The sequence below is a fragment of the Streptomyces sp. DSM 42067 genome (assembly GCF_055792885.1).
The window spans coordinates 1,296,661-1,317,230 of record NZ_CM147706.1 but is presented as its reverse complement, the minus strand read 5'-3'; the positions used below and the strand labels follow the sequence as shown (position 1 = coordinate 1,317,230).

Below are 20,570 nucleotides of genomic sequence, written 5' to 3'. Positions count from 1 at the left end.
TGTGCCATGACGCACGACGAAACACCGGTCACGGATGACGCGGACCGCAAGTGCCCCGTCATCCACCTGGACCGGACCTCGACGGAATACCGCGTGCACTTCGCCGAGCTCGCCGACGACCTCCACGCACGCTGCCCGATGGCGTGGAACGAGACCCACGGGGGGCACTGGTTCGCCAGCGGCAACAAGGAGCTGTTCGACATCGCCCGGCGCGCCGACCTGCTCTCCAACGACCACGATGTGGAGAACGTCCGGCGCGGCTACCTCGGCATCAACATCCCGTCCATGCCAGAGGAATACCGCCTTCAGGGCGGCTTCCTGGAGATGGACCCGCCGGACCAGCGCTACTACCGACAGGCCCTCAACCCGTACCTCTCGCCGGCGGCGGTCGCGCGGTGGAAGCCGGTCATCGAGGAACTGACCCGAGCCTGCCTCGACGAGGTGATCGAGACAGGCCGGCTCGACTTCGTCGACGACCTGGCGAACATCGTGCCCGCGGTGCTCACGCTCGCCATCCTCGGCCTGCCGCTGAAGGACTGGGAAATCTACGTCGAGCCCACCCACGCGTTCGTCTACACCCCGATGGACTCCCCGGACTTCCCCAGGGTCGCGCGGCTTCAGCAGCGCATGAGCGAACGGATGCTGGAGAGTGTCCACGAGATCCGCAGGAGCTCCCGCCCAGGCATGATCCACGAACTGGTCACCGCCGACATCGGCGGCCGCCGCCCTGACGACCGGGAGATCATGGGCGTGCTGAGCCTGCTCATCACGGGCGGGTTCGACACCACCACCGCTCTCACCGCGCACTCCCTGGAGTGGCTCGGCGAGCACCCGGACGAGCGGGAGAGGCTGAGCGCGCAGCGGGAGACGCTGCTCGACAGCGCCACCGAGGAGTTCCTGCGCTACTTCACTCCCGCACAGGGAGACGGACGCACCATCAGCCAGGACTGCGAGGTGAACGGCACCCGGTTCGCGGAGGGCGACCGGATCTGGCTTTCCTGGGCGATGGCCAACCGGGACGAGAAGGTCTTCCCCGAGCCGCACGACATCCGCCTCGACCGCACCGGCAACCGCCACAGCGCGTTCGGCCTCGGTATCCACCGGTGCATCGGATCGAACGTGGCGCGCGCCACGTTCAAGACGATGCTGACCGCGGTCCTGGACCGCATTCCGGACTATGTGTGCGACAAGGGTGGTGCCGTCCATTACGACACCATCGCGATCATCAACGGGATGAATCACCTGCCGGCCACCTTCACGCCCGGAAAACGGCTGGGTGCCGGGCTGGAGGAGACGATCGCCAGGATCCAGCGGATCTGCGACGAGCAGTGTCTCGCCGAACCCGTCACCATCCGCAAGGAAGCCGCCCGGCTGGAGGGCTGATCCGAGGTCTGCGGCGTCCCGGGATTCCCGGTGTTTCCCCTGTTCCATGACCCATTGGAGTCCGTCGTGACCTATGTGGTGGCCGCGCCTTGCGTGGATGTCCTCGACAAGGCTTGCATCGACGAGTGCCCGATCGACTGCATCTATCCGGGCGAGCGGATGGTCTACATACAGCCCGACGAGTGCGTCGACTGCGGCGCCTGCGAGCCCGTCTGCCCGGCCGAAGCGATCTATTACGTGGACGACCTCCCCGAACGGTGGAGCTCGTTCACGGAGATCAACGCGATGTTCTTCGCCACGGCCGGGGCGCCGGGCGGTGCGTCGGGTGTGGTGCCTGGCAGCCTGCCGGACCCGGACCCGGTGAAGAGGCTCCCGGTGAAGGAGGGGTCCCATGACTGAGCCGGGTCGGCCGCTGCCGCTGGTCACACCCTGGAACGAGTTCTACTGGACGGCAGGTGCGCAGGGACGGCTGAGGGTGCAGGAGTGCGCGTCGTGCTCGGGGCTCGTGCACCCGCCGAAACCGGTGTGCCCGCACTGCCGGGGTACGGAGGTCGAGCCACGCACCGTCTCCGGCTCCGGCACCCTTTTCGGCTTCACCGTCAGCCACCGGTTCGGGCTGCCGGGGCTGCCGTCACCCGTCATCGTCGCTCAGGTGGCGCTGGACGAGGATCCACGGGTGAAACTGACCACCCGCCTGATCGACTGCACCGAGGACGAACTCCGGCTCGGCATGCGGATGGAAGTCGCCTTCGAACAGGTCGAGGACGTCTGGCTGCCGCTCTTCCGGCCGGCCGTCAGGCAGCCCGATGAACCGACACCGCTTCCAGAGGACGAACTGCCCGCAGAGGAAGCTCGCGCTCTGGTGCGCCGCCTGTCGCCACAACTCCCGTGGAGTGCACCGAAATTCGAGAACGACGCCGTACTGTCCGGAGTGGGGCAGTCGACGGTCGGGCGCCGGCTGATGCGCGACCCGATCGCGCTGACGGCCGAGGCCTGCCGGGCGGCCGTGGCAGACGCGGGTCTGACGATGGACGACATCGACGGCCTGTCCACATATCCGGGCGGGGGATTCGACATCGGCTTCGGTGAGGGCGGCGTCACCGCCCTGGAGGCCGTGCTGCGCGTCCGCCCGGCATGGTTCAACGGGGGAGCGGAGACGCCCGGCCCCGGCGGCTCGGTCATCGCGGCGATGCTGGCGGTCTCCGCAGGCCTGGCCCGGCACGTGCTGTGCTTCAGGACCGTGTGGCAGTCCACCCACGACCAGCTGCTGAGGGAAGGGCGCCTGCGTACCGGCGACGGCCGGATCGGCGGCGACCTGGGATGGGGCATGCCGTTCGGGGCCTCGTCCGCCGCGCACCCCCTGGCCCAGACCGCGCAACGCTACTTCCACCGCTACGGCGCCACGCGCGAGACCCTCGGCTGGATCGCGCTGAACCAGCGGGCGAACGCGGCGCTCAACCCGACCGCGGTGTACCGCGAACCGCTCACCATGGACGACTACTTGAGCGCGCGGATGATCACCACGCCGTTCGGGCTCTACGACTGCGACGTCCCCTGCGACGCCTCGGTCGCCGTCGTCGTCTCGGCCGCGGACACCGCGGCCGACCTCCGGGTACGCCCGGTACGGGTGGAGGCGGTGGGCACCCGCATGGTCGAGCGGGTCGAGTGGGACCAGAGCACCTCGACGCACGAACCGCAGGTGATGGGTCCCGCGGCACATCTGTGGACCCGTACCTCGCTGCGCCCCGCCGATGTCGACGTCGCGCAGCTCTACGACGGATTCACGCTCAACTGTCTGTCCTGGATCGAAGCGCTCGGGTTCTGCGGCATCGGTGAGGCCAAGGACTTCCTGGCCGGTGGCAAGAACATCGCCCGCGACGGCGTCCTGCCGCTCAACACCCATGGCGGACAGCTCTCCCACGGCCGTACCCACGGCATGGCGCTGCTGCACGAGGCGATCGTGCAGCTGCGCGGCGACGCCGGGCCGCGGCAGGTCGCGGACGCGCGCGTCGCCGTGGTGAGCAGCGGAGGACTGACACCCAGCGGCGTGATGCTGCTCAGGAACGATTCATGACAACGGACGGCGTCGCACGGCATGGAGGGAAACGGCACATGCAGCTGAAAGCGGGACAGGCCCTGGAGAGCGTCGTCGACGCGACGGTGCTGATCATCATCCGCTGTCCCGACCAGGAGGTGACGGTGACCTGTGGAGGACGCGACATGGCGCCGCGCGGCGAAGTGGAGCGCAGGAGCCCGGCCTCGGTCACCGGTGCGGGAACCCTTCTGGGCAAGCGCTACACCGTCGACGGTGTGGACGTCGAACTCCTCTGCGTCAAGGCCGGAGAGCATCCGGTCGCTGTCAACGACAAGGAGGTGGTGGTGCAGTCGGCCAAGCCGCTGCCCGCCTCCGACTGACCGCGTGGTGAATTCCTTCGCCTGTAGCGGAAACCGGCAGACCCGGCCCACGGGTTCCGAGGTGGTCGAAGCAGGTCGGTGGCGACCACAAGTTCGCGGGCACCTACTGACAACCGATGCTGGACACCTTCTACATGCCGCAGTGATCTGGGCCGAGCGGCTCCCTCTGCGTGCCTGCGCGAGCTGTCGATGGCAGATCAGCGGCGACGTCCGCGCCGCCGCTCAGCCCACGTCGGCAGTTTCCGGGGAGAAGATCGGGTACCGCGGCGCCGAGGTCCGGACGTCTATCTCGTCTCATTGGGAGGAACTCATGGCCGTGCGAGTGGTACACGCCGGTACCGGCGCTGTCGGGAAGGAGGCGCTGCGTGCGATTCTCGGGCGACCGGATCTCGAACTGGTCGGGCACTACGTCAGCTCGCCCGAGAAGGTCGGCCGGGACTCCGGGGAGCTGATCGGTGAGCCTCCGGCCGGAGTGCTCGCCACCGGGAGCTGGGACGAGCTGCTGGACCTCGAGGCCGACTGCCTCTCCTACTTCGGTGACGCGATGGGGCGCGAACGGGAGGCGATCCTCGACCTGGTGCCGTTCCTGGAGCGAGGGACGAACGTCGTGACGTTCTCGGGGTTCGCGCTGGCCTACCCGCCGAGGACCCCGGAGGACCTGCGCACGGCCGTCACGGCGGCGTGCGAGAAGGGCAGCAGCACCTGCTACTTCACCGGCATCGATCCCGGCTGGGCCACAACGGACCTCGCCATCACCGCCCTCGCCGCCGCCGATCGTGTCGACTGCATCCGAGTGATGGAGCTTGGCTGGTGGGGGAGCTACACGTCCGAGCATTCGATGCGGGAGTACTTCGGTTTCGGTGAGGATCCCGGGTTCCAGCCCTTACTCGTCACCGGTGGCTTCATGGAGCAGTTCTGGGCGCCGACGCTGCACCAGTTGGCTGAGGTCCTCGGCCGCGAGGTGGAGCGCTTCGAGCTGACCTACGAGAGCGACGTCACCGACGTCGATACCGAGGTCGGATTCGGCGTGATCGAGGCCGGTAAGAACGTCGTCGTGCACTTCGAGCTCCGTGCGCTGTCTGAGGGCAAACCGTTCGCCATCGTCGAGCACACCGACTGCGTGGCACGCAACGTCGGTTCGCAGTGGCCGCAGCCCTTCGGCCCTGAGGACCTGTCCTATCGCATCGAGATCGAGGGCGACCCGTCGTTCACCATCGAGATGAACATGGACTTCGCCAATGGCCTCAAGGCGTCTGCCATGCCGCCCGTCAACGCCATCCCGGCCATCTGCGCGGCTCGGCCCGGCCTGCTCGGGCCACTCGACGTGCCGCGGTACTGGCCTGGGGGGCACGACGGCAAGCCCGCCGCACCGTGATGTGACAGAACGCCCCCATGGGGGCGCCCGTGGCTGGAGGCACAGCTCGGCCGGTCGCCGTGCGGCGGCGCGGTGCAGCACCCAGGAGCGATGGCCGGACGTGCGCCCGGCCTGGCGAGGGTCCGGGCGACGGGCTTCGTCTTCGCCGGTATGGGGTGCTCCGGGGGTCAGGCCCTTTCGCTCGCGCCGCCGAGTACTCCCGAACTGCCGGGATGACGTCCTCGCTCAGCCGCTGCATCAAGCTGTCCGTGTCGGTCGTGGTGGCCAGGGCGCCTGGGGCCGGCACGAGGACGAGGACTAGGTGCCGGACGCCCGTATCGACGAACGCCGCGAGCTTCTCCGCGACCTCCTCGGCCGTGCCGGCCGCGGGGCGCCGCGTGCTGTGCGGGCCACCGCCTGGCGGTGTGATGGTAGACCTTCAGCGTGTTGTACGGGATGCCGATGTCCTCCGCATACCGCTCCGGGTTCTCCGCGCGCCGAGCCCAGGCCCCAGGCCGGCCGGTACCCCGACGCCGATCTCCGATCGGCAGGGGAGGGGTGGCCGGAACGCAGTCGGTCAGACCAGCTTCGGCCCGGAGTCTCGGGTGGCGCACCACGCGTCCACGTCCGAGCCCTTGTTCGTCACGTATGCCGTCCGTTCCAGGTGGACCAGGTGTGCGTACGCCTCGCCGATCGCGAAGCGGCGCTGGAGTCCCTGCATCTGATCCCATGGGCGGCTCCAGTGCAGCCCGGCGGCCACGTCCGCGGTGCTCGCCCCGGGCCGGCCGTACAGCACCGCAAGCACCTCGCTGAGGCGCTCCTGATGGTGCTCGCGAATGTCGTGCACGCGATCGGCCAGGCCTGCGAAGCGGTACTCGTGCGCGGGAAGCACCTCTGCGGGGTCGTAGCCGGAGAGGCGGGAGAGCGAGGCCAGGTAGTCGCCGAGGACGTCCGCCGTCTCGAAGGGCGACGGGCTGATATTGGGTGTGATGCGCGGCAGGACGTGGTCCCCGGTGAGCATGAGGTTGCGTCCACTGTCGAAGAAGCAGGTGTGCCCCGGGGTGTGCCCCGGCGTCCAGACCGAGATGAGATCGGTGCCCGGGCCCAGTGGCCGCCCGCCGTCTTCGAGGAACCGGTCGGGGACGACGCCGAAGTCGCCGAAGATCTCCGTCCGGGGTGCGTTGTCCATCTCGCGGCGGATCTCCTCGCTGTTGCCGCCGCGTTGGGCGAGCCATACGTCGTACTCCCGCTGCACGACCGGATTCATCTCCCGCGCGGCATCGGCGGCGTCGGCCTCGTGCATGGCGACCCAGGCGCCGGTGCGCTCCCTGATGCGACTCGCGAGGCCCATGTGGTCGGCATGCCCATGGGTGACGAGCACCGCCTTGACGTCGTCCAGGGTCCAACCTGCCTCGTTCAGCCCGGACTCGAGTCCTTCCCACACCGCCTGGCAGGGCCAGCCCGTGTCGACGACGGCGACGCCTCCGGCGTACTCGATCGCGTACGTCAGGACGTAACGCAGCGGATTGTTCGGGAACACGGTCGGGATCGACCACAGCCCTGGTCGCACCATTTCGACCGGCGGGAGCACTCGGTCGACCCACGCCTGCCGCTGGAGCGTTCCGGTAACGATGATGCTCAAGGTCAGGCGCCCTTCGCGTGAGTCATGGGGCCGGCTTCTGTCACTGTGCCGATCTCGCTCTCGGGCTTGTGCGCTGCGTCGTGAAGGGAACCGCGCGCGAGATGGACCAGTGTGGTGTCGTCTCCCCCGAGTGTGGAGGGCAGTCCCATCGCACCGACCCCCATCTCCAACAATCGCGACCACAGCGCGCTGTCGAAGCCCAGTGGCTCAGCGGCACGGACGACCGGAGGCGGGCACTCATTGGCGAAGAATCCGGCGAAGATTTCCCGCACGGTCTCTTGGTCCTCATCGAGAGACGGGTCGTTGCGTCGGAGCGCGTACGTGGTCACGCGGATCAGGTCCTCCGTCCTTGTACGTGCACGAAGCGTTGGCACTCACCCCCCTCGCCATCCTTGAAACGGGCCATGGAGGGAGCCACGAGAGTGGTATCAAACATAGCTATCATTAAACTCTCGGAGCTGGCTATGGCGCAGGTGGCGCTCGACCGGGACCATCCGGTTCAGACCCTGTGCGCTGCTGGGCACCGGCCCGGCAGCGGGTACCGGCGGCGGCCGCCGCTGGACGACGCACCCCACTGATGACACGCCGCACGGCCGTCCACCCCGCGCCAGGGGTGGACGGCCATCGGCTTCCCTACTGACGTGCGGCTTTCCAGGCGGTGTGGAGCCGTGCGCCGTAGTGGTGCAGCCCCACACCGAGCAGTGGTCGGACCGCCGGTCAGTCGACGAGAGGGGCCGGCTGCGGCGCCTGGGCGTCGGTGGAATCGGGACTGCTGCTCCTGGCTGCGCGCAGGGTCAGGCAGAGTGCGAGGCCGATGAGGCAGATGACGGCGCAGCTGACCCAGACGATGGTGTAGCCGCGCTCGTCGGAGAGCTTGACGCCGGGGATGGGGAGCGGCAGGAGGTGGCGGTTGAGGACGGCGGCGAAGGCGGCACCGGAGATGGAGCCGGCGAGGGCCTTGAGGGTGTTGTAGAGACCGGTGCCGATGCCCGTCTGGTCGGCCGGGAGATGTCCCATGATCAGGACGGGGAGGGCGCCGGCGACCAGGCCGATACCGAAGCCGGCGAGGATGCCGGAGACGACGAACTGCCACGGGTGGTCGTGGGCCGCGGCGAGCAGTCCGTAGGAGGCCGTGAAGGCGAGGAATCCGGCGCCGACGGCCGCCCGGGCCCCGAAGTTACGGATCAGCCGGTCGGCGAGGCCGGCGGCGGCGAATCCGGAGACGGTGAGGGGCAGTGCCATCAGGGACAGCGCGAGGGTGTCGTAGCCGAAGCCGAAGCCGAGCTGGGTCGGGGTGGCCATGAACGTGCTGTTCGCGGTCTGGGCGCCGAACATGGCGATGCCGAGGACGAAGCTGAGGAGGTACAGGGGTGCCAGCTTGCGGTCGGCGACCATGCGGACGTCGATGAGCGGCTGGGTGATCCGCAGTTCGGCCAGGACGAAGCCGGTGAGGGCCAGCAGGGCGAGCACGATCAGGGTGATCACGGATGCCGAGCCCCAGCCCCAGGCCTCGCCGCGCCCCAGAGCCAGGAGGCCGCAGCCCAGGCCGGTGCTGAGGAGGGCCGCGCCGGACCAGTCGATGCGGCTGCGGTGGCGGGTGACCGACTCGGGGATGAGGAACAGGACAATGGGCAGGCACAGCAGGATGGCGATGGCGGGGAACCACAGGAGTGTCTTGGCGGTGCTCACGTGTTCGGACAGCAGGCCGGTGCCGACGACCCCCAGGGTGCCGCCGAGCGTGACGGCGCCGACGAGCAGGCCGATGGCGGCGCCGGCCTTCCTGCCCTGGACGCGGTCGCGGACGATGGCGAAGTCCAGCGGGAGCCAGGCCGCGAACAGTCCCTGAAGGGCGCGTCCGACCAGAAGCACGGCGAAGCTGTCGGCGGTGGCGGCGATGACCGAGCCGATGGCGACGGCGACCATGGTGATCAGGATCAGCCGGCGGTGGCCGTAGATGTCGCCGAGCTTCGAGACCAGGGGAACGGAGATCCCGGAGACGAGCAGCGGCAGGGTGTTGACCCAGCTCAGGTCGCCCGAGCTGATGTGCATCTGCTGGCCGATCAGCGGGACCAGCGTGGGCACGGAGCCCTGCAGGATGCCGCTGCACAGTTCCACGAAGACGAGGAAGCCGATGACGGCCAGCGCGGAGCGGGAGGCGGTATCGGCGGTCGAGGGTTTTTCAGGCATGGGGACTCCACGGGAAGGGTCCGGCACAGGGCGGGCCGTGCCGGACAGCACAAGGAATAAGGAGAAGCGCAGGGTGACGCACTTGCGCCGGGGCGCGGCGCAAGGGGGCTGTGGCGCTGTGTTCGTCGAGGCAGGGGGTGTCAGGCGAGGCGGGGGACGTTGCCGTCCAGAGCCATGTCGACCAGCTGCTCGATCAGATGGTCGGACAGCGGGACCCTGCGGATGGACCATCGGTAGACGGCCATACCGCTCCACAGGTCGATGAAGGCGTCGATGTCGGTGTCGGCCGGCAGGTCGCCCCGGGCGATGCAGCGCCGGACCAGAGCGCGGCCGGCTTCCCGGCGCGGGTGCACGAGGCGATCCAGGTAGGCACGGGCGACTGCGGTCCGGTCGGCTTCCGACTGCTGGGCCATCAGGCCCAGAGGCAGCTCGTCGGCGCTGGCGTAGATGCGAGCGTTGTCGAACAGGACGAGCAGTTCGGCCCTGCTGTCGCCGAGGTCGGGCAGGGGCAGGACCTCTGCCGCGGCGGCGAGCGCTTCTGCGGCGATGGCGGCTTTGTTGGGCCACCACCGGTACAGCGACTTCTTGGACACCCCGGCCAGCCGGGCGAGCGCGTCCATGGTCAGGGCCGGGTATCCGCCGTCCTGGAGCAGCTGACCGGCGAGTTCCAAGGTGCGACGGCGGGCCTCGAGATCCAGGGGGCGACCGCGGCGCGCGGGAGGCTGCTCGGCGGTCATGACTACGGATCCTCGGCTGTCGTGGAGTGGGCCGGTTGCCGGGCCAGCATACGGTCACCCGGTCGCCAGCCACGCCAGGGCTGCCACGGTCATGGTCTCCACCCCCGCGGCGAGGGTGGGCTCTAGGACAGGCGCGTAGTCGGGGTTGTGGTTGAGGGGAGGTGTCCGGCCCTCGGCGAGCGCCGCCGAGAACTCCTCGGGGTCGGCACCGCCCCAGAACCAGTAGACGGTCGGTGCACCGATTGCCTCACCGAAGACGCCGACGTCCTCGCTGGAGCCCGTCGCTGGGAACGCCATCAGCCGCTCCGGCCCGAAGTGCGCCGTGAAGGCCTCTACCGTGGCCGCGGTCGCGGCCGGGTCGTTCACCAGGACCGGGGTGCCGTGCGTCCAGTCGAACTCGGGCTCCTTCTCCGCACCCGCCGCGGCGGCCTCGGCACGGACGACACGCTCGACGGCGGCGCGCACCTGCCCACGGATCTGCGGCGAGTACGTGCGGATGTTGATGCCGAGCTCCGCCGTCTCGGGAATGACGTTGTCCTTCGTGCCTGCCTGCAGGCGGCCGACCGTGACGACGGCCTGGTCGTTCATGGACACCTCGCGGGCGACGACTCCCTGCAGCCGTACGACGGTGGAGGCGGCCATGAGGACGGGGTCAATGGTGTGCTCCGGTGCGGAGCCGTGGCCGCCGCGCCCGAACAGGGTGACATGCGCGGAGTCAGAGGCGGCCATGAAGGGTCCGCTGCCGTGGCCGATCGTGCCGACGGGCGTCGGACACACGTGCTGGCCAAGGACGACCTCCGGGACGGGGAAGCGGTCGAACAGGCTGTCAGCGACCATCGCGGCCGCGCCGCCGACCACCTCCTCGGCGGGCTGGAACACGGCCAGGACAGTGCCGGACCAGAAGCTGCGGCCCTCGGACAGCAGCGTCAGGGCTCCCACCAGGCAGGCGGTGTGCATGTCGTGGCCGCAGGCGTGCATCACCGGCACCTCGTTGCCCGCCGCATCCACGGCGCGCGCGGTGCTCGCATAGGGCAGACCGGTGTTCTCCTCCACGGGCAGGGCGTCCATGTCCGCACGGAGCATCACCACCGGACCGTCTCCGTTGCGCAGCACCGCCACCACACCGGTGCCGCCGACACCGGTCGCCACCTCGCAGCCCAGCGGCTCAAGGGCTTTGACCACCTGTCCGGCCGTGCGGTGCTCCTGGAAGGACAGTTCGGGATGGCGGTGCAGATCTCGGTAGAACTCGGCCAGCTCCTCGGCGAGTTCGGCATTCCAGTACTGAAGCACGTCGTGCACGTGGGTCTCCTTGCAGGTGGGTCCGTCACTGTCGGCCGCGCGCCACCGTTCCGGGCACGCCGAACAGCCCGTACGGGCAGGGGACGGAGACGGTGAGGCCGCTCCGCAGTTGGCGGAGCGCGGCGACGTGGACATACTCCGGGCGCCCATCCGTACAGGTCAATAGGGAAACCGTTAGTTTCCTAAATCTGTAACCGCCGGGAAACGCGGCAGTTCGCGAGCACGTCGGCACTGGACAGGGGTCACCCCGCCAGGTGGCGGGGGAAAAATCCGCCGGGGGCTGCTGATCCGCGATCGGGGCGACCTCCGACGATGGGATCCACCTGCCACACCGAACGCTGGGAGTCGACGATGACGACCACCGCCCCCGACCCGGCCGCCGCGGGACCGGTCGGGCCGGCGTCGCCCTTCGATCCGGGGCTCGCCGCAACTCTCGCGGTCATCGACCAGCTGATGCCGCCCGGCACACTGCGGCTTCTCCCAATCCCTCCCGTGATCGCCGCTGCCCTCGACCGGCGAACCTCACCCAGCCCCAACCGTGAACTGGACACCCTGCCTGTGTATCCAACACCGCGGCCAGGGCCAGACCGGGGCTGTCGACTCTGTGGTGGCCGACCGCCTGGACGGTCTTGCCTTCCTCGTCCGCGGCCTGTGTCGGCGGACGCCTGTCCATGCTAAAGTCAATTCACTGCTATCTATATAAAGATAGTGATTCGTGTCGGAGGCGGCGAACGCATCGCCCTGGACGGGGAGCTGCCACTCGATACCGGCGGCCGGACAGCTCTCCGCGGACGTCTGCACGGCTATGGCGCGCTGTACGAGGCGTGCCTGCAGTTGAGGGGGGTCGCTCTTGTCGGCCAGGTGCATCGCCGCCCGCAGGTCGCCGTGGTCTCCAGCGGCGCAGAGAACTTCACATCTTCCCTCCTGCTCGCGCTGTGAATGAGAGTCGGACGAAAGGAAAGCCGATGCTGCCTCCCGACACCGAACTCCTCTCCGCCGACGACCATGTGATCGAGCCGCCGCACCTGTGGGTGGACCGGGTCCCGGCCACCTACCGCGACCGCCCCCCGCGCGTGGTCGAGAAGGGCGGCCGTCAGGCGTGGCTGTACGAGGACCAGCTCACCTACATCACAGGGACCCGGCCCGGACATGACGATTGGTCAGCCGAAATTGTCCGAGGCCCTCGCTGACGTGTCCGACACCGACGCCGTCAAGATCGCCGAAACCAACCTGAGCGGACTACTGGGGATATGAGCTACGACGTACTGCAGGGCGTCAAGGTGGTCGAGGTGGCGATGTACGCCTTCGCCCCCTCGGCCGGCGCGGTGCTCGCCGACTGGGGCGCCGATGTGATCAAGATCGTGCCCCCCGGCACCGCCGACCCGATGAACGGCAACCCTGTGGCCGCCCTGCCGGACAGGGACGTCGGGGTGAAGTTCATGTGGGAGATCCTCAACCGCGGCAAGCGCTGCCTGGGCCTGGACGTCTCCACCGACGGAGGCCGGGAGGTCCTGTACGACCTCGTCCGCGAGGCCGATGTCTTCATCACCAACCTGTTGCCCGGCGCCCGCGAACGCTTCGGAATCGACCTGGACGACCTGCGCGCCGTCAACGACCGCCTGGTCTACGCTCGCGCCACCGGCCACGGCGACCGCGGGCCCGAACGCGATCGTGGTGGCTACGACATGACCGACTTCTGGAGCCGGACCGGCATCGGCCACGCCGCAAGCCAGGTCGCCGACGAGTTCGTGCCGCTGATCTCCCCGGCCCTGGGCGACCTCACCTCCGGAACCTTCCTGGCCGGAGCCATCGCCGCGGCCCTGTTCCGCCGCGAACGCACGGGGCGGGGCGGGGTGGTCGACGTCTCGCTGCTGTCATCGGGGCTGTGGGTGCTGTCCCCGGGCGTCGTGGCCGCCCAGTTGTACGGCGTCGAGGGCATCCCGCGTTTTCGGCATGCTCAATCGCCCAACCCAACTGTCAGTGCCTACCGCACCCGCGACGGACGCTACATCAACATCTCCGGCATTCTCACCGAAGGCAGCTTCGAGATGTTCTGCGAGGCCGTCGGCCGCCCGGAGTTGGCCGCGGATCCCCGCTTCGACAGCGGTGCGGCCCGACTGGCCAACGCCGCTGAATGCGTCGCGGTCCTCGACGCCGTCTTCGCCGAGCGTGATCTCGCCGAGTGGACCAAGGCACTGGCCGGCCTCACCGTCCCGTGGTCCGTCGTGCAGTCCGCCCGCGAGGCAGGCGAGGACCCACAGGTGGCGGCCAATCAGTACGTCACCCAAGTCCAGGGACCGGCCGGCCCCTATCCCCTCGTCGCCAGCCCGGCGCAGTTCGACAACGCCCCGCCGAGTCTCTCCCGCGCGCCCGAGCACGGCGAGCAGGGCGACGAGATTCTGCTGGAGCTCGGCCACGGCTGGGACGCCATCCTGCGGCTCAAAGCAGCGGGGGACGTGCTGTAGTGCGCGCCGGCCACCGGGCCCGCGACCTGGCCGACCGTGACCACGGCGTCGTCGAACTCACTGCCGAGCATGTAAACGCCGACCCGTAGGTGCGGCGGCCCCACGGACGGACTTGAGCAACCGACCTGTTCCGGGTTCCCGTCCGGCCCGCACCTGCGTGTGACAGTCAGGAGCGGAGGGAGCCGGACACACAAGAGGGCGGTAGCCATCACCATGGGCGTGCACCCAACCGTTCTCTGCGACGTGACGGAGAGCCCCGCGTGGATCACCCGCAACAGAAGCCGTGCGCTCAACGCCCTCGACTACTCGACGGCAGTTGCTTTGCGCCAGGCATGGTCACGTGTGTCGCAGACCCCGGATCTCGCCGCGGTGGTGGTGATCGGCGCCGGGGCCGAGGCGTTCTCCACCGGGATCGACCACGCCCCGGGCGCTGTCCCGCTCCCCGAGGCAGCTTCACACCGCCGCCGCTGGACGTTCCGCTGGTCGGCGTACTTGATGTCTTGACAGGCATCTGCGCCGGTGGGCATCGCGTGGCGCGGCACCGGGTGCGGGAAGGAGAGCCGGGTGACGGCGACGTCGGCGGCGTGGACGAGCTCGGGCAGCGCTCAACTCCATGGCCCTCCCCAACGATCCGTGCTCAGCCCGCTGGCGCCCCATACAGCGGTCACCCCTCGCCGATGTGAACCGCTGGACCATCAGGCATCGGGGAGACCCGAGGGAGGATCGAGGCTAGCCAATGACTTCTATTCTTACTATGATTAAAGGATGGGATCACTCGGATTCCCGGTGTTCGACGCCGACAACCACTTGTACGCCCGGCCGGCGGCCCCTCGCAGCTAGCCCCACTACCCGTGAGGTCTTCTCAACGACGCTTATCCCCATACCTCGTTGAGGACGAGTGCGGCTCGGGTGACGTCGCCGATCCAGCCCGAGGCGCGCGCTTGAACCGAGGTGCGGGGAAAACCCGCTCGCCCGGATCTGAGGAGGGGCGGGGATGCGGCAATGCATCCCCGACAGCGAGCGCACAGGGCCTGATAGCCGGGCCCCGCATCTGTGAACGCCGGGAAGGAGCAGACCCAGCACTACCCCGGGAGACACGGAGCCCGGTGCCCCGCAGTGACAGGCGACGGCCACTCGCTGGCCGGCAGAGGACGTGACGGGCGCCAGGCGGCTACGTCAGCAACCCGACCCGCTGACGTATCTCGATCAAGAAGGGGAGAGGGCGCATTGTTCCCGCAGGAGTTGCAGATCGTCGAGTTCGGATTGCAGTGGGTGCCCCCGCCCGGGCTGACGGGTACGCGCGGTCACTATCAAGTCCCCGACGAGGCTGAGCGGGTGTCTCCGTTCGACACGTGCGTGCGCTCCGCGGTCGTCGCCGAGCGCAACGGAGCCGACTGGGTGATGTTCGGCGATGTGACGGACTTCTACATGCCGAGCGCTGTCTGGAACGGGGAGCTCTCGGACCTCCTGGAGGGTGCTCCCGACCCGAACGATGTCTTCACGTGTGAACCGATCATCGCGGCCGCCAGCGCGTTGACGAATGACATCAGGTTCCTTTGGGGGCCGGTTGATCTCGTGCGGCGGGCGCCCATCAACATCGCGCAGATGGTCCTGACACTGCAGCATGCGACTCGCGGCCGGTTCGCCTACATCCTGGGACATGGTCAAATCGACCACATGCGACAGACCGGCCTCTCGCGGATCGGCGCCAAGGACAAGTTCTGGGATGGCGTCCAGATCATCCAGAAGCTGACACATCAGCAGGAGCCATTCCCGTTCCGTGGCCGTGTGTGGAAGTTCGATCGTGGTGCGCTCGCGACCCCGCCGTATGCGAATGGGGAGCCTCCGCTGATGTATCTCGCCGGCTCGGGTGACGAGACGCTGGAGCTCGTCGGGAAATACGCGGATGGCTGGAACGAGGTTGCCCCCGGGTCGTTCGACGGGGACCCCGCGGTCTTCGCCCAGCGGATCAAGACCATCCGCGAGCACGCCGTCTCCACGGGCAGGGACCCGGACCGTACCCGGATCATGCTCTGGCTGAGTGTGCTCATGATGGACGACCGGGAACTGCTCGAGCAGGCCGTGACCCACCCGGCCACCAAGTGGCGCACCCTGCTGGCAGCGCCCGCTCCGGTGTGGAGCCGCCTCGGGTTGCCGCATCCCTACGGCGGTACGTGGAACTACATGAAGGATGTCGTTCCGGAGTGGTACACGAGGGATGAGTTCTACGACGTCGTGGGCCGCGTACCTGACGAAGCGGTGCGGGCCGTCAACTTCGTCGGCACCTCCGACGAAGTGATCGAGCGGGTGCAACCGTGGCTCGACATGGGGGTCACCGACACGATCATCTACAACGTCGGAACGCTGTGCGGGCGCGAGTACCTCGAGGCGTGCACCAGCGCAAACCAGCGGTTGCGAGAGGCACTGGTCGGGCGTCCCGTGAGCCGTGAGGGCCTTGAGCGTCACAAGTAGGGCTTCGTCGGGTTGGCGTGGGGATGTCGTGGTGGCAGGTGGGGCAGACGCCGGTCCAGGCTGCCGAGGAGGGGGTGAGTATTTCGATGCTGCTGGAGATGGCGAGCTCTGCAGCGCCGGACCGGGTCGTCCTGGGCGACCGGCGCAGTGGCACGACCAGCGAGGCGTTCGCCCGAGCCGTGGCCCGAGCGGCTCGGCTGCTGAGCGAGTCCGGATGCCGCGCGATCGGGTTTCTCGGGGTGAACGGACCCTCGTTTCCGCTGGCCTTGTTCGCGGCGGCTGCGGCAGGTGTGCCCTTCACACCGCTGAACTACCGCCTGGGCGCGGGGCAACTGAAAACGCTCATCGGCAAGTTGGAAGCCCCGCTGCTTATCGTGGACGACCGTTATCGGCCTTCTGTGGAAGGGCTCGATCGTCCGGTCCTGTCCACGGCCGAGCTGCCGGTCCGTGCCCGCACGGCCGAACCGCTGCCGCCGACCGACGGGGACGACGACTCCCCTTCCCGTCCTTGAATGCCGACGTGCCGGTTCCCTTGTGGAGAGCGGTAGGTGACGCGGCACGGTCCCGCCCGGCGGGGCCGGCGGGACCCCACGTCCGTTCAGGTGTCGAAGAGGCCGAAGCCGCCCCGGAAGAACAGCAGTGGGTCCCCTTCATACAGGGTGTCCAGGGCCTCTACGCGGCCGATGACGATCTGGTGGTCGCCGCCCTCGTGGACCGAGTCGATGAGGCAGTCGATCCACGCGAGCGAGCGGTCCAGGCAGGGCAGCCCGGAGGGGGCCGGCTGCCAGCCGACACCCTGGAATTTGTCGCCGCCGCTGAAGGCGAAGGAGCGGCACAGCAGCTCCTGCCCGACGCCCAGGATGTTCACACAGAAGCGGCCGGATGCCGCGATGCGGGGCCATGTGGTCGAGGTGCGGGCGACGGAGAAGGCGACCAGCACCGGGTCCTGGGACAGCGACTGGAAGGACTGGCAGGCAAAGCCGACGGGCGCGCCGTCGTGGATCGACGTGATGACCGTGACACCGCTGCAGAAGTGCCCGAGGACGCGGCGGAATTCGGAGGGATCGACGGTACGGGCGGGCCGGGGCGGCGTGTCCATGCGGGACGGGGCAGAGGGCATGTGCACCTCACAGGTCGGAAGCTCGGTGGCGGCGAGCGGGACGTGCGGACCGTCCGGCCGGACGGTCGCGGCGCTGCCGCGGGGATCAACCAGCAGTGGGCGGTTGGGCCTTGGGGGTGTAGGCGGCGAGCTCGGGGATGACTTCCTTGCCGAGGATCTCGATGGTGCGCAGAATGTCCCGGTGCTCCAGGTAGCCCCACTGGACGTAGCAGATGAGCTCGTCGACGCCGAGGTCTGCGTAGCGCTTCATCTTCTGGACACAGGTTTCGGTGTCGCCGATGACGATCATGTCGGCGGCGTCGAAGGTATCCACCGGAACGTCGCCCTCGAACAGGGGCTTGAGCAAGGGGAATGTCTTGTCCCGCTCCTCTTCCGACAGGTGCGGGAGTTCCCATTCGAGGGTGAACATGGCCAGGTTCTTGTACCACCAGGCCACGGAGTCCCAGACTTTGCGGTCGACCTTCTTGGCTCCCGGACAGTGCACGAGAGTGTAAGCGGCGACCCTGTCGGTGGTGACGTCGGTCAGCGGCGTCGCGTCGGCCGCGGCCGCGCGGTACGCGGCGACCTGGGCGGCCATCACCTCCAGGGGCTGCATGATGGAGAACGACAGCAGGCCCAGGCCGTTGGCCCCGGCCACCTCGGCGGAGCCGTTGGAGGTCGCGGCCATCCAGGCCGGCGGGTGCGGGTCCTGGAACGGCTTGGGTGTGACCATCCGCCGCGGGAAGCTGAAACGCTCCGACTCGTACTCGAAGTACTCCGCGCGCCACATCCCGCATACGATCTCGATGGCCTCGCGCCAGTCGTCGCGGGACTTGGCGATGTCGACGCCGAATGCGGTCTGTTCCATCGGTGTGGAGCGGCCGGTTCCCCACTCCACGCGACCTCCTGACAGGATGTCGACGGTGGCGACCTTCTCGGCGATGCGTTGCGGCGGGGTGAAGCCGAACGGCGTGAGCGTGACGCCGAAACCCAGCCGGATCTGTTCCGTCAGTCCGGCGAGGTGACCGAGGAACACCTCCGAGGCCGGCATGTGCGAGCGGCCCTCGCGAAAGTGGTGCTCCACCGCCCATACGGTGTGGAAGCCCATTCGGTCTGCCAGCCGGATCTGTTCCACTGCCTCACGGTAGGCGCGCTGCTCCTCGCGGCGCTGTCCATGGGGGTGAGGGCCGTTCCAGGGTCGCGGGACATCTACCTCGTAGAGCACATCCAGCTTCATGTCGCCTCCGGTTTTTGACATTTCGAAAACGGCTTCGGAGTGCGGAAGGATTGTGGGGTAGCCTCCCGGTCGTCGCAAGACCTCTGCACCGCAGTCGACAGCCTTGTTGGCACAGATGTCCTGCCAAGAGGCGTCAGAACGGAGGAGACATGGTCCGTCCCGCGCTCGCGGCCACCCGCGCCGTAGCGATCCTCAGCTTCTTCGCCGCGCACCCCGGTGGATCCTTCACCCTCTCCGAGCTCTCCTCGGCACTCGGGATCAACCTGGCCTCCGCGCTGTCGGTGCTCCAAGCACTCGAGGACGCCGGATATCTGGTGCGCCACCCCCGTCGCAAGACCTACGAACTCGGGCCGTTCCCCGTCGCGTTGGGGGATGCCGCGCTGCGCGGAAACCCGGCAGTGGACTTGGCGCGCGGTCAGATGGCGACCCTGGCAAAGGAGATAGGCACCGAGACGGTGATATCGGCGGCCGTCGGCGACCACGTCGTCGTTCTGGCGACCGAGGGGACCCCGCTGATCGCCTCGAACGACGTCCGTCCGGGCCAGCGGGTCCCGCTCATCCCGCCCCTGGGTCAGGTCTTCTACGCTTGGTCGCCCGAGGGCCGGGTCGAGGCCTGGCTGCAGCGCCTCGCCCCCCGCGTCCAGCCCGTGGTCCGGATCCACATGCCGGCCGCGCTCGCAGCCGTCCGGCAGCGCGGCTACTCGATCGCCGTGGAGAGCCCCACGCGCGTCGAGATCGGCACCGTACTGGCGCGCCTGGCTGACAACCCCGCGCAGGCCGATGCCCTGCACGACCGCCTCCACGCGCTCGCCACCGCCCTCAGTGAGGAGGAGTATGAGCTGGTCGACGTCGAGCCCGACGGGCTGTACCACATTGCGGCCCTGGTGGCCGCTGTGCACGACGCCACAGGCTCGGTTGCCCTGGCACTGACGGTCAACGGACTGCGTGAGGTGACGGGCCGTCGGGTGCAGCGGATCGGCGAGTCCCTGGCCGCGATCGCGCGTGGGATCACCAAGCAGACGGGGGGACGTGTCCCGACCCTGGCGTTCGACCAGGCGTTGCGCTGACCGGTTCGGGGCGACCGGGGCGGGGGCGGCATGGGCACGCCCTGTGGGCGCGGAGATGGGGACGGGGAGTCGCGTCAACTCGTGCTGTGCCCGGGTCTTGCGGCACTGTGGCTCCTCGCCCACAATCCTCAGGACTTCCGAAGCCTGTTTCGAAATGCCGAAACCGCGGACTGGCCCGCGAGGCGGGCGCGCACCATCCTGAGGTCCTGCCTGCGAGGCGGCCACGCCTGTTCTGACGGCCCGACAGCCGGTGCGACCTGAACGCTCCGTACGAGCCGTACGACATGTGCGTACGCACGCAGCCGCACACCGTTCCGCCGCACGCCTCCCAATCCCCGGGTCGCTGCCCACTCTGGAGGAACCATGTCGCAACACACGGAGACCGCCGGACTGCCAGACGGCGACGCTGTCCTGGACTACCCTGGCGCGCTGCGGCTCGACGGCCGCGGCGTCGTCGTGCTGGGTGCGGGCCAGGGCATCGGCCGGCAGGTGACCCATGCGCTGACCCAGTGCGGGGCCCGGGTGTTGGCCGTCGACCTCGAAGAGGGCCGCGCCGAGCAGGTCGCCAAGGAGACCGGCGCGATCGCCTGGTCCGGCGACGCGACCTCTCGCGACGATGCCGAGCGGCTGTGGCACGACGCCGAGGAGCGCCTCGGGCGCGTCCACTCCGTCGTCGACATCATCGGCATGAGCCGTTACAAGGACCTCCTCACCACGACCGACGAGGAGTGGGACTGGCATCAGAACATCGTGCTCCGGCATGCCCTGCTGGCCATCCAGTACGGCGGCCGGCACATGGCCGCCCACGGGGGCGGAACCCTGACCTTCGTCGCCTCCGTATCCGGCCAGACCGGAGCGCCCCTGCACGCCGCCTATGGAGCGGCCAAGGCGGGACTGATGGCCCTGGTCCGCTCCGCGTCCGTCGAACTGGGCCCCCAGAGCATCCGGGTCAACGCCGTCGCACCCGGCGTCGTCTGGACCCCGCGTGTCTCCGGCTACCTCGGTGCCCAGGGCCACCGGGCCAATGCGGACAACGTGCCCCTGCGCTCCGTGGCCCTGCCGTCCGACATCGCCGCCGTGCTGCTCTTCCTCACCAGCGACCTCGCCCGCTACGTCACCGGCCAGGTGCTCACCGTCGACGGCGGGGTCAGCGCCAAGTTCCCCTACACCGTGCCCGACACGGACGCCGCCCCGCACTGAGTCCGTGTCGGCC

At 68.9% G+C, this 20,570-nt stretch carries 20 protein-coding genes; 13 read left to right on the top strand and 7 right to left on the bottom strand.

The features are described from left to right. Window positions 1–6 precede the first annotated feature (6 nt). The 5 genes from ACSMXV_RS06335 (at window position 7) to ACSMXV_RS06315 (ending at window position 5,173) form a co-directional block, all read left to right on the top strand. Window positions 7–1,383 (top strand): cytochrome P450, encoded by a 1,377-nt coding sequence (locus tag ACSMXV_RS06335; RefSeq protein WP_473176724.1) that lies wholly within the window; start codon window positions 7–9, stop codon window positions 1,381–1,383. Window positions 1,384–1,449: 66 nt separating this feature from the next. Further along, window positions 1,450–1,782, top strand: coding sequence for a ferredoxin (fdxA, locus tag ACSMXV_RS06330; RefSeq protein ID WP_473176723.1), 333 nt, complete (start codon window positions 1,450–1,452; stop codon window positions 1,780–1,782). Beyond that, on the top strand, window positions 1,775–3,457 hold the full coding sequence (locus tag ACSMXV_RS06325) for a thiolase C-terminal domain-containing protein (RefSeq protein WP_473176722.1): 1,683 nt from the start codon (window positions 1,775–1,777) through the stop codon (window positions 3,455–3,457). The genes fdxA and ACSMXV_RS06325 overlap by 8 nt, the downstream gene beginning before the upstream one ends. A 38-nt stretch (window positions 3,458–3,495) precedes the next feature. Then, complete coding sequence (locus ACSMXV_RS06320; protein ID WP_473176721.1) at window positions 3,496–3,798, top strand: hypothetical protein; 303 nt, start codon at window positions 3,496–3,498, stop codon at window positions 3,796–3,798. A gap of 310 nt (window positions 3,799–4,108) precedes the next feature. Continuing rightward, window positions 4,109–5,173 (top strand): NAD(P)H-dependent amine dehydrogenase family protein, encoded by a 1,065-nt coding sequence (locus tag ACSMXV_RS06315; protein WP_473176720.1) that lies wholly within the window; start codon window positions 4,109–4,111, stop codon window positions 5,171–5,173. A gap of 556 nt (window positions 5,174–5,729) precedes the next feature. On the opposite strand, the gene ACSMXV_RS06310 is transcribed toward ACSMXV_RS06315, so the two are convergent. The 5 genes from ACSMXV_RS06310 to ACSMXV_RS06290 form a co-directional block, all read right to left on the bottom strand. Beyond that, window positions 5,730–6,794, bottom strand: a complete 1,065-nt coding sequence (locus ACSMXV_RS06310; RefSeq protein ID WP_473176719.1) for an MBL fold metallo-hydrolase — start codon at window positions 6,792–6,794, stop codon at window positions 5,730–5,732. A gap of 2 nt (window positions 6,795–6,796) precedes the next feature. After that, window positions 6,797–7,123 carry an acyl-CoA dehydrogenase family protein gene (locus tag ACSMXV_RS06305; protein WP_473176718.1) on the bottom strand — a complete coding sequence of 109 codons (327 nt, stop codon included), beginning with the start codon at window positions 7,121–7,123 and terminating at the stop codon, window positions 6,797–6,799. A 388-nt stretch (window positions 7,124–7,511) separates the two neighbouring features. Next, entirely contained in the window at window positions 7,512–8,981 is a 1,470-nt protein-coding gene (locus ACSMXV_RS06300) for an MFS transporter (RefSeq protein WP_473176717.1), read from the bottom strand. A 140-nt stretch (window positions 8,982–9,121) separates the two neighbouring features. Further along, window positions 9,122–9,718 carry a TetR/AcrR family transcriptional regulator gene (locus ACSMXV_RS06295; RefSeq protein WP_473176716.1) on the bottom strand — a complete coding sequence of 199 codons (597 nt, stop codon included), beginning with the start codon at window positions 9,716–9,718 and terminating at the stop codon, window positions 9,122–9,124. 54 nt (window positions 9,719–9,772) lie between these two features. After that, window positions 9,773–11,017: an amidohydrolase gene (locus ACSMXV_RS06290; RefSeq protein WP_473176715.1), complete on the bottom strand. Its 1,245-nt coding sequence runs from the start codon at window positions 11,015–11,017 to the stop codon at window positions 9,773–9,775. 708 nt (window positions 11,018–11,725) lie between these two features. Here ACSMXV_RS06290 and ACSMXV_RS06285 point away from each other — a divergent pair. The 6 genes from ACSMXV_RS06285 to ACSMXV_RS06260 all read left to right on the top strand — a co-directional run bounded on the left by ACSMXV_RS06285 (window position 11,726) and on the right by ACSMXV_RS06260 (window position 16,466). Next, window positions 11,726–11,956, top strand: coding sequence for a hypothetical protein (locus ACSMXV_RS06285; RefSeq protein ID WP_473176714.1), 231 nt, complete (start codon window positions 11,726–11,728; stop codon window positions 11,954–11,956). A 26-nt stretch (window positions 11,957–11,982) separates the two neighbouring features. Beyond that, entirely contained in the window at window positions 11,983–12,207 is a 225-nt protein-coding gene (locus ACSMXV_RS06280) for a hypothetical protein (RefSeq protein WP_473176713.1), read from the top strand. Between the two features lie 60 nt (window positions 12,208–12,267). Continuing rightward, entirely contained in the window at window positions 12,268–13,482 is a 1,215-nt protein-coding gene (locus ACSMXV_RS06275) for a CaiB/BaiF CoA transferase family protein (protein WP_473176712.1), read from the top strand. Between the two features lie 243 nt (window positions 13,483–13,725). Continuing rightward, a complete protein-coding gene (locus ACSMXV_RS06270; RefSeq protein WP_473176711.1) occupies window positions 13,726–13,986 on the top strand; it encodes an enoyl-CoA hydratase/isomerase family protein in 261 nt (86 codons plus the stop codon). Between the two features lie 723 nt (window positions 13,987–14,709). Further along, window positions 14,710–15,954, top strand: coding sequence for an LLM class flavin-dependent oxidoreductase (locus ACSMXV_RS06265; protein WP_473176710.1), 1,245 nt, complete (start codon window positions 14,710–14,712; stop codon window positions 15,952–15,954). An 86-nt stretch (window positions 15,955–16,040) separates the two neighbouring features. Beyond that, window positions 16,041–16,466, top strand: coding sequence for an AMP-binding protein (locus tag ACSMXV_RS06260; protein WP_473176709.1), 426 nt, complete (start codon window positions 16,041–16,043; stop codon window positions 16,464–16,466). Between the two features lie 86 nt (window positions 16,467–16,552). Here ACSMXV_RS06260 and ACSMXV_RS06255 read toward each other — a convergent pair whose 3' ends face one another. Together ACSMXV_RS06255 and ACSMXV_RS06250 are read right to left on the bottom strand one after the other, a co-directional pair. Next, the gene (locus ACSMXV_RS06255) at window positions 16,553–17,074 is read right to left on the bottom strand and encodes a flavin reductase family protein (RefSeq protein ID WP_473176708.1); all 522 of its coding nucleotides are present in this window, start codon (window positions 17,072–17,074) and stop codon (window positions 16,553–16,555) included. An 85-nt stretch (window positions 17,075–17,159) separates the two neighbouring features. Continuing rightward, window positions 17,160–18,290, bottom strand: coding sequence for an LLM class flavin-dependent oxidoreductase (locus tag ACSMXV_RS06250; RefSeq protein ID WP_473176707.1), 1,131 nt, complete (start codon window positions 18,288–18,290; stop codon window positions 17,160–17,162). A gap of 149 nt (window positions 18,291–18,439) precedes the next feature. Here ACSMXV_RS06250 and ACSMXV_RS06245 point away from each other — a divergent pair, with 149 nt between their 5' ends. Both ACSMXV_RS06245 and ACSMXV_RS06240 read left to right on the top strand, forming a co-directional pair. Next, window positions 18,440–19,357, top strand: coding sequence for an IclR family transcriptional regulator (locus ACSMXV_RS06245; RefSeq protein ID WP_473176706.1), 918 nt, complete (start codon window positions 18,440–18,442; stop codon window positions 19,355–19,357). Window positions 19,358–19,720: 363 nt separating this feature from the next. Beyond that, on the top strand, window positions 19,721–20,557 hold the full coding sequence (locus ACSMXV_RS06240; protein WP_473176705.1) for an SDR family NAD(P)-dependent oxidoreductase: 837 nt from the start codon (window positions 19,721–19,723) through the stop codon (window positions 20,555–20,557). Window positions 20,558–20,570 lie beyond the last annotated feature (13 nt).

Bases quoted from the DNA above. Each gene is read 5' to 3' on its own strand.
- ACSMXV_RS06325 (WP_473176722.1), top strand. From the start codon at position 1,775: ATGACTGAGCCGGGTCGGCCGCTGCCGCTGGTCACACCCTGGAACGAG.
- ACSMXV_RS06275 (WP_473176712.1), top strand. From the start codon at position 12,268: ATGAGCTACGACGTACTGCAGGGCGTCAAGGTGGTCGAGGTGGCGATG.
- ACSMXV_RS06335 (WP_473176724.1), top strand. From the start codon at position 7: ATGACGCACGACGAAACACCGGTCACGGATGACGCGGACCGCAAGTGC.
- ACSMXV_RS06280 (WP_473176713.1), top strand. From the start codon at position 11,983: ATGCTGCCTCCCGACACCGAACTCCTCTCCGCCGACGACCATGTGATC.
- ACSMXV_RS06255 (WP_473176708.1), bottom strand. From the start codon at position 17,074: ATGCCCTCTGCCCCGTCCCGCATGGACACGCCGCCCCGGCCCGCCCGT.
- ACSMXV_RS06260 (WP_473176709.1), top strand. From the start codon at position 16,041: ATGCTGCTGGAGATGGCGAGCTCTGCAGCGCCGGACCGGGTCGTCCTG.
- ACSMXV_RS06250 (WP_473176707.1), bottom strand. From the start codon at position 18,290: ATGAAGCTGGATGTGCTCTACGAGGTAGATGTCCCGCGACCCTGGAAC.
- ACSMXV_RS06295 (WP_473176716.1), bottom strand. From the start codon at position 9,718: ATGACCGCCGAGCAGCCTCCCGCGCGCCGCGGTCGCCCCCTGGATCTC.
- ACSMXV_RS06300 (WP_473176717.1), bottom strand. From the start codon at position 8,981: ATGCCTGAAAAACCCTCGACCGCCGATACCGCCTCCCGCTCCGCGCTG.
- ACSMXV_RS06240 (WP_473176705.1), top strand. From the start codon at position 19,721: ATGTCGCAACACACGGAGACCGCCGGACTGCCAGACGGCGACGCTGTC.
- ACSMXV_RS06320 (WP_473176721.1), top strand. From the start codon at position 3,496: ATGCAGCTGAAAGCGGGACAGGCCCTGGAGAGCGTCGTCGACGCGACG.
- ACSMXV_RS06315 (WP_473176720.1), top strand. From the start codon at position 4,109: ATGGCCGTGCGAGTGGTACACGCCGGTACCGGCGCTGTCGGGAAGGAG.
- ACSMXV_RS06245 (WP_473176706.1), top strand. From the start codon at position 18,440: ATGGTCCGTCCCGCGCTCGCGGCCACCCGCGCCGTAGCGATCCTCAGC.